The sequence below is a fragment of the Nesterenkonia alba DSM 19423 genome (assembly GCF_000421745.1).
In the GTDB taxonomy this organism is placed as follows: domain Bacteria; phylum Actinomycetota; class Actinomycetes; order Actinomycetales; family Micrococcaceae; genus Nesterenkonia; species Nesterenkonia alba.
Map to the genome: position 1 here is coordinate 89,084 of NZ_ATXP01000003.1, position 14,432 is coordinate 103,515.

Annotated in this window: 13 protein-coding genes; 2 read left to right on the forward strand and 11 right to left on the reverse strand. The window is 65.7% G+C overall.

The annotated features are described in order from the left end of the window. Positions 1-8 precede the first annotated feature (8 nt). Positions 9-827, forward strand: coding sequence for an RDD family protein (locus H578_RS0103355; protein ID WP_033420236.1), 819 nt, complete (start codon positions 9-11; stop codon positions 825-827). A gap of 38 nt (positions 828-865) precedes the next feature. Here H578_RS0103355 and ahcY read toward each other — a convergent pair whose 3' ends face one another. From ahcY to H578_RS16565, 6 genes are all read right to left on the reverse strand, one after another. Further along, positions 866-2,344 (reverse strand): adenosylhomocysteinase, encoded by a 1,479-nt coding sequence (ahcY, locus tag H578_RS0103360; RefSeq protein ID WP_022872290.1) that lies wholly within the window; start codon positions 2,342-2,344, stop codon positions 866-868. Then, entirely contained in the window at positions 2,341-2,514 is a 174-nt protein-coding gene (locus H578_RS16390; RefSeq protein ID WP_022872291.1) for a Trm112 family protein, read from the reverse strand. Before H578_RS16390 ends, ahcY begins: the two co-directional genes overlap by 4 nt. Before the next feature lie 27 nt (positions 2,515-2,541). Further along, positions 2,542-2,916 carry a DUF3499 domain-containing protein gene (locus H578_RS0103370; RefSeq protein ID WP_022872292.1) on the reverse strand — a complete coding sequence of 125 codons (375 nt, stop codon included), beginning with the start codon at positions 2,914-2,916 and terminating at the stop codon, positions 2,542-2,544. 1 nt (position 2,917) lies between these two features. Continuing rightward, on the reverse strand, positions 2,918-4,441 hold the full coding sequence (locus H578_RS0103375; RefSeq protein ID WP_022872293.1) for a DUF5719 family protein: 1,524 nt from the start codon (positions 4,439-4,441) through the stop codon (positions 2,918-2,920). Then, a complete protein-coding gene (locus tag H578_RS0103380; RefSeq protein WP_022872294.1) occupies positions 4,438-7,350 on the reverse strand; it encodes a hypothetical protein in 2,913 nt (970 codons plus the stop codon). The genes H578_RS0103375 and H578_RS0103380 overlap by 4 nt, the downstream gene beginning before the upstream one ends. A 323-nt stretch (positions 7,351-7,673) precedes the next feature. Continuing rightward, positions 7,674-8,219, reverse strand: a complete 546-nt coding sequence (locus tag H578_RS16565; RefSeq protein WP_022872295.1) for a WhiB family transcriptional regulator — start codon at positions 8,217-8,219, stop codon at positions 7,674-7,676. 134 nt (positions 8,220-8,353) lie between these two features. Here H578_RS16565 and H578_RS15425 point away from each other — a divergent pair, with 134 nt between their 5' ends. Next, positions 8,354-9,073, forward strand: coding sequence for a TIGR03089 family protein (locus H578_RS15425; protein WP_156837195.1), 720 nt, complete (start codon positions 8,354-8,356; stop codon positions 9,071-9,073). On the opposite strand, the gene H578_RS12975 is transcribed toward H578_RS15425, so the two are convergent. The 5 genes from H578_RS12975 to H578_RS0103415 all read right to left on the reverse strand — a co-directional run bounded on the left by H578_RS12975 (position 9,055) and on the right by H578_RS0103415 (position 14,373). Beyond that, positions 9,055-9,576 (reverse strand): GtrA family protein, encoded by a 522-nt coding sequence (locus tag H578_RS12975; RefSeq protein ID WP_022872297.1) that lies wholly within the window; start codon positions 9,574-9,576, stop codon positions 9,055-9,057. The genes H578_RS15425 and H578_RS12975 overlap by 19 nt on opposite strands. Further along, a complete protein-coding gene (gene manA / locus H578_RS12980; RefSeq protein ID WP_211215176.1) occupies positions 9,573-10,802 on the reverse strand; it encodes a mannose-6-phosphate isomerase, class I in 1,230 nt (409 codons plus the stop codon). The genes H578_RS12975 and manA overlap by 4 nt, the downstream gene beginning before the upstream one ends. A 96-nt stretch (positions 10,803-10,898) precedes the next feature. Next, complete coding sequence (locus tag H578_RS0103405; protein WP_022872299.1) at positions 10,899-12,566, reverse strand: LCP family protein; 1,668 nt, start codon at positions 12,564-12,566, stop codon at positions 10,899-10,901. Next, positions 12,563-13,111, reverse strand: a complete 549-nt coding sequence (purE, locus tag H578_RS0103410; protein WP_022872300.1) for a 5-(carboxyamino)imidazole ribonucleotide mutase — start codon at positions 13,109-13,111, stop codon at positions 12,563-12,565. The genes H578_RS0103405 and purE overlap by 4 nt, the downstream gene beginning before the upstream one ends. Next, a complete protein-coding gene (locus tag H578_RS0103415; RefSeq protein WP_022872301.1) occupies positions 13,108-14,373 on the reverse strand; it encodes a 5-(carboxyamino)imidazole ribonucleotide synthase in 1,266 nt (421 codons plus the stop codon). Before H578_RS0103415 ends, purE begins: the two co-directional genes overlap by 4 nt. Positions 14,374-14,432: the final 59 nt, after the last annotated feature.

Below are 14,432 nucleotides of genomic sequence, written 5' to 3' on the forward strand. Positions count from 1 at the left end.
TGGGGGCCATGGCCCGTTCTGTCCTCACCGGTGAAGCGGTGGCACTTGACCTTCCAGCGGTCTCCCTGCTGACCCGCGCCATCTCCCTACTCATCGACCTGGTGATCTATGTGGCGCTCTTTGTGGTGTGTCTGGTGGCTTTCGGGGTGGGAGGCAGCCGGGTGATCTCCGACGACGCCGGTTGGGCGGCACTGCTGACCGCCACAGCAGTGCTGTGCCTGATCGCCATCCCGATTGCGGTAGAGACCCTGACCCGGGGGCGTTCGGTGGGCAAGCTCATCTTCGGTCTGCGGCTGGTCCGCGACGACGGCGGCTCGATCCGTTTCCGCCACGCTTTAGTTCGGTGGCTCATCGGCCTCGGGGAGATCTATCTCACCCTGGGGCTGGTACCGCTGATCTCCGCGATGGCCAGCCGGCGCAGCAAACGCTTAGGTGATGTGGCCGCAGGTACCTATGCGGTACATGTGCGCCAGCGCGCCGTGGAACCGATGATGCTGCCTGTTCCGGCAACGATGGCCTCGTGGACCCAGATTGCCGATATTGGCCGGATTCCCGATGAGTTGGCCGCCCGGGTCGCTCGCCTGCTACGCACCGTGGAACACGGTGGCGCGGCCCGGAATATGCGGATGCTGGAGCTGACCGCTGAGGCCATGGCTGCAGAGGTCTCCCGGTATGTGTCCCCGCCGGCACCGGCGTCGTCCTCCTTGGAGTACCTCACAGCGGTGATGGCCGAGCGGCGCAACCGGGAATACCAGCGACTGGCGGCCCAGCAGCAGCGGCAGAGCCGCGTACTGGACAGGCTCAGCTCGGTGCCTCACTACCCCTGAAAGCCCTTCAGGAGGGCCCTCAGGGAATAGTGCTGCTTTCAGTACCGATAGTGCTCGGGTTTGTAAGGCCCGGCGACGTCGACACCGAGGTATTCGGCCTGCTCTTTACTCAGTTCGGTGAGTTTGGCCCCCAAAGCGGGCAGGTGGAGCCGCGCAACTTTTTCATCGAGCACCTTGGGCAAGGTGTACACCCCGGTGGTGTAGGCATCCTCACCGTCGTAGGCCTTATGGGACTTCGCGAAGAGTTCGATCTGGGCCATCACCTGGTTGGTGAAACTGGAGCTCATCACGAAGCTGGGGTGCCCGGTGGCGTTGCCGAGGTTGAGCAGACGGCCTTCAGAGAGCACGATGATGGAGCGGCCGGTGGTCTCGTCGAACACCCATTCGTGGACCTGGGGCTTGATCTGCACTTTGCGGACCCCCGGGATCCGGGCGAGGCCAGCCATGTCGATCTCGTTATCAAAGTGGCCGACATTGCCGACGATGGCTTTGTCCTTCATCTGCTGCATATGCCCGGCGGTGATGATGTCTTTGCCCCCGGTGGTGGTGATGAAGATGTCCCCGGTGGCCACGACGTCCTCAAGGGTGCTCACCTGGTAGCCGTCCATGGCGGCCTGCAAGGCGTTAATGGGGTCGATCTCGGTGACGATCACCCGGGCGCCCTGGCCGCGGAGCGCTTCAGCAGCACCCTTACCGACGTCCCCGTAACCACAGACCACCGCGACTTTGCCTCCGATGAGGACATCCGTGGCGCGCATAATGCCATCGGGCAGGGAGTGCCGGATGCCGTAGCGGTTATCGAACTTTGACTTGGTGACCGCGTCGTTAACGTTGATCGCCGGGAACAGCAGCCGGTCCTGGGCGGCCAGCTGGTAGAGCCGGTTGACCCCGGTTGTGGTCTCTTCGGTCACCCCGCGCAGGTTCTGGGCGATGCGGGTGAACCGTTGAGGGTCCTGCGCCAGGGAATCCTGCAGGGTAGCCAGGATGATCCGGTACTCCTCAGGGTCTTCCTCCTCGGCCACGGGTACAGCGCCAGCGGCTTCGAATTCGGCCCCCTTGTGGACCAGCAGAGTGGCGTCTCCACCGTCGTCGAGGATCATATTGGCTCCCAGGGTGGGGTCCTGGTCCGCCCCGGGCCAGGCGAAGATCTGCGCGGCGGTCCACCAGTACTCCTCCAAGGTCTCGTTCTTCCAGGCGAAGACCGGTACGCCCTGGGGGTTCTCGGGCGTGCCCTGTGGGCCGACGACCACCGCGGCAGCGGCTTCATCCTGGGTGGAGAAGATATTGCAGGAGGCCCAGCGCACCTCAGCTCCGAGAGCGACGAGGGTTTCGATGAGTACTGCGGTCTGCACAGTCATGTGCAAGGAACCGGCGATGCGGGCCCCGGCCAGCGGCTGGGCCTGGCCATATTCTTCACGCAGGGCCATGAGCCCGGGCATCTCGTGCTCGGCCAGCCGGATCTGGTGGCGGCCGATCTCGTGCAGGGAGATATCAGCGATGCGGAAATCGAAACTCATGCGGAGGTGTCCTCGGGAAGCAGGCGGGGTACGCCGCGGTCAATGGGGTAACGCAGGGCGGGGTCTTCGGTGGCGACGAGGTCGTCACCCTCCTGCCGTAGGGGGCTGCCGGTGGTGGGGCAGCGCAGGATCGTCAGGATGGCCGGATCGACCGCGGGTGTGCTGGACATAGGTGTACAGGGTATCGCGGCGCGGGGTCAGTCGCGGACCAGTCGCAGGTGCCCACGGGAGACCGGAGCCTCACCCTCCGGGGCGGTCAGCGGGGCGGGGGCCTGCCGAGCCCGCACTGTGGGGGCTGAACTGGCCGGCGCTGGTTCGCGTACGGCGTCAGCCACGGCGAGCAGGTCGCCGTCGTCGTCGCCGACCGGCTGCCCGTAGTCCAGGCGCAGCACGTCCCAGCCGCGCGGGGGGTTGACGCGGTCGGCGTGCCCGGCGCACAGGTCGTAGGTGTGCGGTTCAGCGTAGATGCTGATGGGCCCGACGACGACGTTCTGATCCTGATACGAGTACGTCAGGGTCGCCACGGCGGGCTGGCCGCAGCCGCTCTTGGTGCATCGGCGCTTGGAATCCACGTCAGCCGACCCTACCGGGTGCCGGCTGCAGGATCACGGGGACACGCTCAGCCGCGGGTTCGGCGGGGGTGAAGTCTGCGATGCTGAACCGTCCGGCCTCATCCCGACTCAACACCGCGGCGTGCACGGTACCGGAGACCTCTTCGACGACGACGCCGGATGCGTCCCCCAGCTCCACGCTCGCCCCGGATCCCGGCGGCACCTCGACCTCTTCGGACTCCTGTGGCGTACCGTCAGCGTCGAGCAGGTGATAGCTCAGTCGAGCGGTTCCCTGCCCGGTCGGCATCAGCCGCAGCTGGGCCTCCTCGGCCTGCTCCGGCACTGTTGCCACCATCTCCTCGGCGAGGGGCTGACGAGCCACACTGAAGGAGAAATCCGCCTCGGGCGGTCCTTGCTCGGTCTGCGGTTCGAGCTCTTCACCGGTGATCGGATCGACCTCCGGCTCGAGTTCCACCTCCACCTCAGTGCCATCTCCGGGGCTGCGAACTGCCGCGTAGGTGGGCACATCTGTGTGGACAACGACGTCGTAAACTCCCGCCTCGGGCAGACCCTCCAGATCCACTACGAAGACCTCTCCGGCGGGGGCCTGGAAAACCCCCGGGGTGGATAGCGGCTGTTGACCTTCGGTGTTAAAGGCCTGCAGCTCCACCGTCGCTTCGGCCGTACCGGGGACGTAGAGCCACAGTTCGGCCGCTGCGGTGGTCTCGGCGTCCTCACCGGGGATGGGAACTGCAGGCATCACGTGTTCGGTGCTGACCGCTGACTGCGCGGGCAGCAGTTCCGCCCCCAGTGGCGTACTGCCGGAGGCCCGGGAGGTCTCCAGATAGGCGAGAACGGGGGCAGATGAGGCAGTGACCTCCACCGCCAGCGGGGTCTGTTCGGGTGCTAAGCCGGCGAGGTTGATGGTCTCAGAGGACTCGGCGGGTACCAGCACGGTCGTCGCACCCAGAGCTCCTCGCTCCCCGTCGGTGTCAAAGGTGGTGACCTCCACTGCGGCTTGGCGGTCATAGGGGTTGGTGAGGATGATCTCAGAGACCGAACCGGTTCCTGTTTCCGGCCCGAGGAAGACGTGACGGCGCTGCGGAATCTGGCAGCGTGGACTTATCAGACCGGCGTCTTCGTCCACCTCTGCTTCTCGGCAGAGGGCGGGCAAATGCACCGTCCCGGCGGCGGTGTACGCAGGCAGTACTGTTCCGGCTGGCTCCTGGTGGGGAGCGGGAGCCAGCACAGCGGAAACACCGCCACTGAGGAGCAGCGCAGCCCCAGCGACTACTGTGGCCAGCCGCAGCCGTGGCGTGCCTGCTGAGGCGTGAGCCCTCCCCGTCTGCGACCTCTGCACAGGGTGAGCACTGGGGCGGGTGGCTGTCTGGGAGGATCCGGTGAGCTCAGTGTCCACGGTGTGCTGCGGTGCTGCTGTCTGGCGGGACCGCTCCTGCTGGCGGGCAGCCCTACGCTCTTGGCGGGCGGCACGTTTGGCAGCACGACGCTGCTGGCGAATGTACTTCTTCACCGGCTTAGCGCTCATGATCGCCTCCCTTCGAGCTGGGCGGTGGTCGCCACCGGCAAAATCCGCCAGCTGCGGGGCAGGGGCACCGCAATGAGGATCAGCACCAACAACATCAGCCCGACCGCGGTGAGCAACGGGTACTGATAGTCGGAACGGTGAGAGACCTCGAGGGTTCCCTGGTGTTCTCCCTGCGGCAGGTGGAATCGCCGCATCCAAGGCAGTTCTTCGTCTCCGGTGGAGGATTCCGTGGTCGGCCGTAGCTGTTCTCCGTTGAACTCCCCACGCCAGCCTCCGGCACGCTCGGTGGCAAGCTCCAGGAACTCTGCCTCTTCCGGGAGGGTCAGCGTTGTGCCGTGGATACGGCGGTCATCGGAAGCTACTGTGCTGAGCTGGTTGCCTTCACCGTCGATCAGCCGCGCCCAGGCAATATCTTCGTCCTCCGCCCGCCACAGCAGACCCCGGTCGGTGGGACCCACGGAGATGAGTCCGGCGGCGACGTCGGCGGCATCGGTCAGTGGGGTCTCCCCTTCTGGAATGAGGATGAAACCTACAGCGAGTTCCCGCAGTAAGTCTTCGAGGTCTTCGGCTCCGGGGGTCACCACTGCGGCGGTGAGTTCTGCCAGGCGCTGCTGGGATGCGCTGTGCTCATCGGTGTATTCGGCATCGGCACGCAGCGGCAGTCCCTGTGCGGTCACCGGGGTGCGCACGGCATCAAGCATCACACCCTGACCGGAGACCAGTTCGGCGGTCACCGTACCGTTGTCAATGCCGAGCACCAGCGTACGGGTGGAGTCTGGGCCCTCAGCGGCATCGGCGGCGGAGACCGGCACGTGACGGTGGGAGCCCGGGCTGATGAGCACGGGGTGATGGTTCACCGCGGTGATGGTGCGTTCATCCAGCGGGGAGACCGGCAACAGGCGCGGCGCCGCCCACAACACGGCAGTGGCGAAGATGGCGATGACCAACAGCGTGGAGGCCACCGGGGAGAACAGGCCCCCCAGGTCCACATGCGCGGTGTCCAGAGCGGCCAGTGCTGCAGCTAGCAGGCAGAGCACCAGCACTGAGACCAGCGGGCCGGGATGGGCTGCGACGAGTTCGTCCCCGATACGGCCGGTGGCCACGCCTGTCACCACCGCCGAATAGAACCCCGTGCCGGCGGCGGTCGTTCCGGCGACGAGGAGCAGCCGGCGTCGACCGGCAGCGATGAGCCCGATCAGTGCGATGACCAGCAGTGGTCCGCCGATGAGCAGCGCCAGCCGCAGTCCCCAAAAGTCTCCGTCCAGGACCGCGGGAAGCCAGGCACCCTCAGCACTGGCCCCAGGTAGCCCGGCTACGGGGTCGAACGCCACAGAAAAGCCCAGCAATTGCTGCCACAGTGGCGCCGGTAGTCCTGCCTCCGCTGCGGAGAGCGTCCGTCCGGGTTCGCCTAAGAGGACCGCGGCGAGCTGAGAGCCCCGGTCCAGGGTCGAGAAGACCGTGGGGATGAAAATCGCCAGCGCAGGAGCGGGGAGAAGCCAGAAGATGCGACCAGGACGCCCGAGCAGGCTGGCGGCCAGCACACAGAACACCACCGCCGGCACCAACAGGATCGGCGCACTAGCACAGAGCAGAGCAAGGACCAGTCCCGCTCCGGCTGCCGGTTCAAGTCCGCCGGTGCGCTCCCGGCGTCGACGCAGGGCGTGTACCGCGAGGACCACCACCACCGGTAGCAGGATATGCGCCATCACGGTGCCGATTCGGCCTTGTCCAGCGGCGGTGTGCAGTACGGGCAGCAGCGCCCAGATGAGCGCGGCGAGCACCCGGTGAAAAGCGCGTGGACTCCATAGTCCGGCTGCCCACCAGGCGGTGAGTGCAGCCAGTGGCGCAGCGAGGATGACCACCCACAGCAGAACTGTCGAAGCGTGGCCAGCGCTGAGCAGCGAGAGCACCAGGACCACCAAGGCAAAGGGATCCGCCGCGGAGCGTTCTCCCAGCGAATCAGCCGTGAGGAAGCTCACCGTCTGGTAGAGCGCCTCGCTAACTGAGGGGGAGGCTGGCAGCGCGGCTCCGCCACCGAGCACCGGTGTGGTCAGCAGCTCTCGGAAACCGATGAGACTGACGCCGGTGAGCGCGGTCAAGACCACGAAAAGGCCCAGGCGGTCCTCACTGCGCCGGGCCGGCATCTCATCAAACTCCCCGTCGCCGGTGGCCACATCGAGGAGACCCGCGTCCTCCTCCGCGACGCGGCGGATTTGGGGGGCGACCGTCTCGGCGGTGAGGTCACGGCGGCGCTGCCGACGCAATACAGCACCCGGTACCGGGTCTGCGGGCAGAGGTTCGAAACGTCTGGGTCCGCGAGTCATCATCCGTCTCAACCGGGCAATGGCGACCCAGTTCAGCAATCCATGGGCCGAGCTGGCCACCTGCCCGAACCCGGCCTCGGGAGCTTTACAGGCAATCAGTGCCAGACACCGCACCAGGGCCAGTACCCACTGCCCCAACCACACCAGCGGGATAGCAGCCAGGTGAGCCCGCGCCAACCGGGTGATGATCTGGCTGCGCCGCTGTTCGGCCGGTAGGTAGAGCGCGCCACCGAGCCGGTGAACGGTCTGACGGGTTGGCGGATCACTGCGGTACATCCGGGCTGCCGGCTCGATGACGACCTGGGCCCCCGCCTGCCGAGCCCGAGTGCAGAAATCAGCGGCGGCATAGTCCCCGCTCAGCCAGGGCGCAAAGCCCCCGAGCGCTCCGAAAAGGCGAGCAGAGACGAGCATGCCGTGGGCAGCGACGGCGCTGACGGCGTCGCGCCCGTCGTACTGCCCCTGGTCAAGCTCCTTGGGCTCATTGAGGCTGACGACTTCACTACTGGCCGTCAGGTACAGCCCCACGTTCACTAAACGGTCTTCCCCCATGCCCGCGTAGAGCTGTTTGGCGCCGACGATCTCCACTCGGGCATGGGTCTTCTCATCGGTGACGACGCTAAGCCGCTGCTCGAGTTTCTCCAGGGTGTCGGGGGCGGGCTGGGCCCCTGAGGGAAGGATCCACAGCCACTGGTATTTGGGGGTGAACCCCTCCCCCAGGTTGCGCTCCAGTGTGCGCCACAGCGGCGTCTGGGTGGCGCGGTGCAGGTCCTGTGGCCCGCGATAGCTCGGTGTGCTGAGCTCGATGACAGAGTCCGGGCGGCGGGTCTGTGTCTCAAGGGCAGCAGACGCGAAACCGCCGCCGTCGTGCAGGACGACAGCGGCGATATGCCGGGAGGCCGAGGCGCTAATCAGGCCCTCCGCTTTTTCAACTTACGGCGTTCCCGCTCGGAGAGACCTCCCCAGATGCCGAATCGCTCGTCATTGGCCAGCGCGTAGTCCAGGCACTCCTGCTTCACGGTGCACGCGGCACAGACCTTCTTGGCGTCCCGGGTCGATCCTCCCTTCTCAGGGAAGAACGCCTCTGGGTCGGTCTGCGCGCACAGGGCGTCCACCTGCCAGGCAAGTTCCCCTTCGACCTGTTCAGCGGGGATGAGTGTCGGGATGCCCAACCATACCGAGTCGACACTTTCACCCTGTACCTCAGCGCGGCGGGAAGGAGCCTCGCTGAGCGAAGTGACCGTGGACTCACCGACCTCGGCAGCTTCGGCCTGCTGGTGGGCGGCCAACAGTGCGGTGGCCTGCTCCTCCAGGCTGCTGCCGTGCTCCAGTCGGTCGGCTGCCTCCGGGTCGGCGGGGTCGACGAACCAGTCGGTGGGCACATCGAGCTGGCGCCGGCGTGCCGGCGCGCCCTCAGCCTCTGTGGTGAGGTCAGTTGCCCGCTGTGCCTTCCCCATATGTTGGGCCTCCCCGAAAAAGTGCGATCTGCTGGCGTTTTGCTGCGGTCTGCCCTTAATTACACTGGCGTAAGTATCCGTACGTCAAGTGCTCCGGGCGCGTCGTGGCCGCGGTGACTGCCTACACTGGCCCCATGGCGGCATTGAATCTGGGCAGTGGTCCCCAGCCCACGCCCCGTAGTTTCCCGGAGTTGATCGAACATTTGGCGTCCCGTCCGCAACCGGCGGTGGTCTACTACCACGGCAGCACGGCCGAACGGGTTGAACTCTCCGGGCGAGTGCTGGCCAACTGGACGGTGAAGCTCGTCGGCCTGCTACGGGAGGAGACTGAGATCACCGCCGGTGGCGTCGTCGTGCTCGATATGCCTTCCCATTGGAAAGCCGCAGCGCTATGGCTGGCGTGCATGGCCCTCGATACCGAAGTCCACCTGGGCCAGCCACACACCAGTCGGCGTGAACCCGACCTGGTCCTCACCGATCAGCCGCTGGCCTGGGTGAACAGTGACGAGCTCGCCGACGCGGAGCTAGCGGCGGTCTCCGGCGGGATGGTGGATTCCTCCTTTACCGAAGCGACCGGCCACCAGTTGCCGGCTTGGGTGCTCGATGTCTCGGCCGAGGTCCGCCAGCAGCCGGATCAGCTGCTGCAACCTCTGGAACAGGTGCCGCTTCCGGTTGTGGACTCCTCTATGGAGAGCCCCCTCGTGCTGACCACCTGGACGCCCGACACGGCAGCACAGATGGCTGCTCTCTGGGCGGAAGATGGTGTCGTAGTCCTCTTCCACGGCCCGCCCCACGGTCAGGTGTGGGAGCAGATGCTGCGCAACGAGGCAGCTACCTACCGGTCCTCGCGGTAGAGGATGTCCTGGTCGCCGATCATATGTGGTGCCTCGGTGGAACCGGTGCGTTCGGCTGAACGTGCCGCCGCGGCCCGCGTGGAGCCGTCATCGCCGGTGAACACCCAGAACTTGTAGGCGATAAACCGGAAGCACATCGCCAGACCGAGTCCGATGATGTTACCGGAGACGAAACTGGCCTCCGGGGACTGCAGCCCGAGCAGATAGAAAGAAAAAGCCACACAGCCGGACTGAATACCCAGACCGATGACGTTCATCAGGATGAAGAGCAATAGCTCCCGGGTTTTAGCTGAGCTACGGCGATGCCGGAACGTCCAGTACCGGTTACCCACCCAGGAGAACAGGGTGGCCACCGCACCGGCGATGATCTTGGCCTTGACCTGGGAGTCCTCCATGGGACCGTAGAGCAGCCACAGGAAGATCGCCGAGTCGATGACGAAAGCGATCCCGCCGATCGTGCCGAATTTGGCGACCTCCCGCCAGAGTGCGCGGATGAGATTCATGCGGGCTCCTTCCCCGAGGGATCTGGTGTGGAGGTGATGAACACCTCGGCGGATCGCTCTGCGCTGACCTGCACCGGCTCGTGCGCCGGGACGAAGACTGACTCACCGGCCGGTAGTCGAAGTGCTACTTCCCCCTGACCCAACAGCATGGCCTCACCGGCGGTACAGACCAGGATGCTGGCAGAGGACCGGTTGAGCCGGTAGACGCCGCAGAAGGCTGGGAACTGGAGACGCTCAAGCTGGAACTCCGCCACCGGGGGTTGGTAGAGCCAACGGCCCTCCACCGGGATGCGAGGCTGACAGTACGGCAGGTCAAGCACCCTGGTCTCGACGATCCGGAGTAGTTCGGCCACGTCGATGTGTTTGCCAGTGAGTCCCCCGCGCAGCACGTTGTCCGAGTTGGCCATGACTTCTATGCCGACCCCGCTGAGATAAGCATGGAGGTTTCCCGCGGGAAGATAGAGCGCCTCCGCGGGGCTGAGATCTACTCGGTTGAGCATGAGGGCGACGAAGAGTCCGGGGTCACCGCGGAAGGCAGAGGTGATCCGCCGCACCGTATCAGCACACCCTAAGCCCTCCGGGGTGAGGTCAGTGGCGGCATCAGCCGCCTGGCAGGCTTGGTCTGCCGCTGTGGTCAATGTGTATTCCACTGCGGTCCGGTAGTCCCCTCGAGCCACGTACTCGGTCACCGAGTCCACGAATCCCTTGTGCGGCTGGCCCAGACAGGTGGCAAGGTCACGGAGGTCTTCGGCGGCCTGCTGATGGGGTCGGAAGCCACATAGGGCAGTGAAGTTGGTCACTGCCACGATCGCTTCAGGTTTATGGTGTGGATCACCGTAATTTCGGTGCGGAGCCGTCAGCGGAATACCGGCGTCGTTCTCCGCGGCATAACCGGCCTCAGCCTGCGCCGGCGTGGGGTGGGCCTGGATCGATAAGGGCTTAGCCACGGCGAGGATCTTGGTCAGAAACGGCAACTGCCCATACCCCTGGGCGTCGCCGAGCAGCTGCGGATGTTCGGCGAGCAGCTCCGGTAGGGGAATACTCGGCGGCATGCCTGCAGCGCTGCCAAGTTCAGGATCCGACGCGGAAACCACCTGCACCCGCGAGGGCGCAGCCGGGTGGGCACCCATCCAGATTTCGGCCCGAGGTGCGGCCGACGGCGCCCATCCGAAGAGTTCGGTGAACGCAGTCGTGGATCCCCACGCGTAATCGCGTACGGGGTTCATCATCCTGAACATCGGCATGACCTTATCAGCGGGACCCGGCAGCCTCCGGGGAGGTCTCCCCGAGACGGTAAGACCTCCCTGATCGGCTACGAGCCATTACCCGGCTGGCTCACACTCCCCGTTGGTGCTAGCCGCCTGTTCGAGGATCTGCACCTCACCGCGATCCTGGGCCTGCATGAGGTACTCAGCCGTCAGCGGAGAACCATCGGGCTGGGTTGGCAATGCCGTCTCTTCGGGGTCGTGGCCCGGTTCGTCACCGGCTACGGCCTCGTCGGTGTGCTCGGGAGTGGGGCCCGGTGGTGAGCTATCCTCCGTCTGGTCAGCCCCGGCGTCGTCGGCTGTTTCCTCGGCCTCACCCGCCGCCTCGTCGGCGTCCGGGGACTGGTCGGCCGAGCCTTCCTCCGCGGCGATGAGCTCATCCACCCGGCTGTGGATCTGCTCGAAGTCAGGGTACGTGGAGAACAAATCCCCTTGACTGCCGAAGTCCGGGGCACCCAGGGTGAGTCGCTGCGGGGTATGTTCCTGCGCCTTGGCGGCCAGGTCGAGCAAACGCCCCAATTGGGACTGCGCCAGGTTGGTCTCCACCATGGATTCGCCGGCCTGCATGACCTCGGTGAAACGGGTCAGCAGCATCTGGGGGTTGAACTGACCGATCATTGCCTGCTGAATGCACTGCTGACGCTGGATCCGGTTGTAGTCGGAGGAAAACTCACGCGACCGCGCGTAGGCCAAGGCCTCATCACCGTCGAAGGTGTACTCCCCCGGTTCCCACCAGACATCTCCCCAACTGCCGTCAGGGCGGTGCCCCCGGTACGGCACATACCCTCCAGATTCGATGGTAACCCCACCCATGGCATCGATGAGTTCGGAGAACCCGTCCATATCCACCATGACGTAGCCATGCACGGAAAGATCCAGGGTGCCGGAGACGGCGTCCATCATGGCCTCGGCCCCGGGGTCACGTGCATCGGGGTAGAGGTGGCTGTAATGGTTGTGCACATCGGTGTAGAGGAAGTTGATGATGCACTCATTACCGCAGTCGTATCCGCTGGGGTAGACCTCCCACAGGGGTGAGTCCTCGCGGAACTGGGCGTTCTGGAAGTTGCGGGGAATGGAGAAAATGATCGTTTCGGCGGTCTGCTGGTTCACCGAGATGACGTGGATGGAGTCGGGGCGCACCCCCTGGTCACGTCCCTCTTCGCCGTCGGCACCCATGAGCAGGAAGTTATAGCGGCCCTCCTCGGCGGGAATGGCGGTGCCGCCGTCGAAGATTCCCGCCAGGGCAATACGGGAGTCGTGGAGCATCTTCGCCGCATAGCCCAGTCCGCCGGAGGTCAGGGTCATCAGCACCACCAGTGCCACGCCGATGACCGCTCGAGCACCGGGCGCCAATGTGGCGAACTTCACTAACCTGGCGGTGTCCAGCCAGAGAATGAGCCATCCGATGGCCAAAGCGCCTAACAGGACTGTGCCCAGCCACATCACGAAGGGCTGGGTCAATGCGGTCAGCAACGGTCCTCGCATGGTGAAGGCCATGATGAGCCCGAGCAGCAGCAGCGCCCAACACGCGACTGTCACAGACAGAGCCGCCCGACCCAGTGCCCGGGAACCGGCGGTGACCTGCGCGCCACCGGGGACCACGAGGGTCAAGGTGGTGAGGATGCCCGCCCGGCGGGTGCGCTCGGCCGCGGAGGCGCCACGGGGGTTCCGGACGACGTCGCGCTGTCCGGAGAACTCGTGATAGGTGATGCTGGGAACAGTCACGGGCGGGTTCTGTAGGTCGACAGTTCGGCGGCTTCGCTCCGCAGTGCCGCACCTTTGGCATGGGCGGAGGCGGCGAGGTCCTCGTGAAAAGCCAGCAGCTTCTCACGCAGGCCGGCGGCGAACTCCCCCTCCCCTGCGGCGAGGGCACGCACTGCGAGCAATCCGGCGTTGCGTGCCCCACCTACGGAGACAGTGGCCACCGGGATACCAGCGGGCATCTGCACGATGGAGAGCAGGGAATCCATTCCGTCGAGGTGCTTCAGCGGCACCGGTACTCCAATGACCGGTAGCGGAGTGACCGAGGCGAGCATACCGGGTAAGTGGGCCGCTCCCCCGGCGCCGGCGATGATGACCCGTAGGCCCCGCTGGTGTGCGCTGCGGCCGTAGTCGAGCATCTGAGAAGCCATGCGATGTGCGGAGACGACGTCGGCTTCGAAAGGTACGCCGAACTCGTCAAGCGCCTCCGCGGCGGCGCGCATCACCGGCCAGTCCGAGTTGGATCCCATCACCAGGCCGACCAGTGCTGGGGAGTTCTCCTGAGTCATCCGTGCCGCCCTTCTACGATGATACTGGCCACCTCGGCCGCTGTCCTGCGGGCGCGATCCAGTCGGGCTCGGGCGGCGTCGAAGTCCTCTGTGCGTTTGGTCGTCTGAGCCAGGATGTTGACGTGTCCGATTTTGCGGCCCGGCCGAGGTTCTTTGCCGTAGAGGTGGATCTTCGAATGGGCTGAGCGCTGCATGGCCGCCGGTAGCGCAGCATGGAGGTCCGCGCCGGTTCGCTGTGGGTCATCAGAGCCGAGGAGGTTCTTCATCACCACGTGTCCTCCGGCCCCGCCGGTTACTGCTGTTGAGCCCAGTGGCAGATCAAGCACAGCCCGCAGGTGTTGTTCGAACTGACTGGTCACCGCTCCGTCTTGGGTCCAGTGCCCGGAGTTGTGCGGGCGCATCGCCAGCTCATTGACGTAGATTCCCGCCGGCACGTCGGTGTCAGCGTCCTCGGCGATTTCGAAGAGCTCGACGGCGAGCATACCGGTCACCCCCAGCCGTTCAGCGATGGTCCGGGCAATCCGCTCGGCCTCGGCCAGGTGGGCGGGGCTGGTGTGGGGAGCCGGGGCGATGACTTCATCACACACACCGTGGGTTTGGGTGGATTCGACCACCGGATAGGGCGCGACCTCACCGGACGGGGTCCGGGCGATCTGGGCGGAGAGCTCCCGGGTGAACGGCATCTTCTGTTCAGCCAAGAGCCCGGTGCCGGCGTTCTCGGCGCGGGCGAACCAGTCTGCGGTCTCGGCTGCAGCTGCCGCGGAGTCCACAATCCGTACGCCTTTACCGTCGTATCCTCCCCGGGGAGTTTTGAGCACCACGGGCCATTTCACGGCGTCTCCGAACCGGATGAGCTCGTCGACGGTGCTCACGTGCATCCACTGGGGGTTGGGCAGTCCGAGGTCTTCGATGGCACCGCGCATGGCCAGTTTGTCCTGGGCATAGCGCAGCGCCTCGGGTCCGGGATTCATGGGTACCCCGGCCTCGGCGAGCGCGCTGAGCACCTCAGCGGGCACGTGTTCGTGGTCGAAGGTGACCACCTGGCATCCGGTGGCGAAGGCCAGCACATCCTCAACGCTGCGGTAGTCACCCAGGGTGGTATGCGGGATGACCTGCGCGGCGGAGGCCTCCGGTGTTCCAGCGAGCAGCCGCAGCTCGATGCCAAGGGCCACCGCCGCCGGAGCCATCATGCGGGCCAGCTGGCCATCACCGAGTACCCCCACCACAGGGGGGCCGGTGTATGAGGTATCAGTGGAAGTCACGGCTTCCATTATGCGCGCCGATGCAAGGTGATCGGATCAGCGGCGCGCAAGGTGCCAGA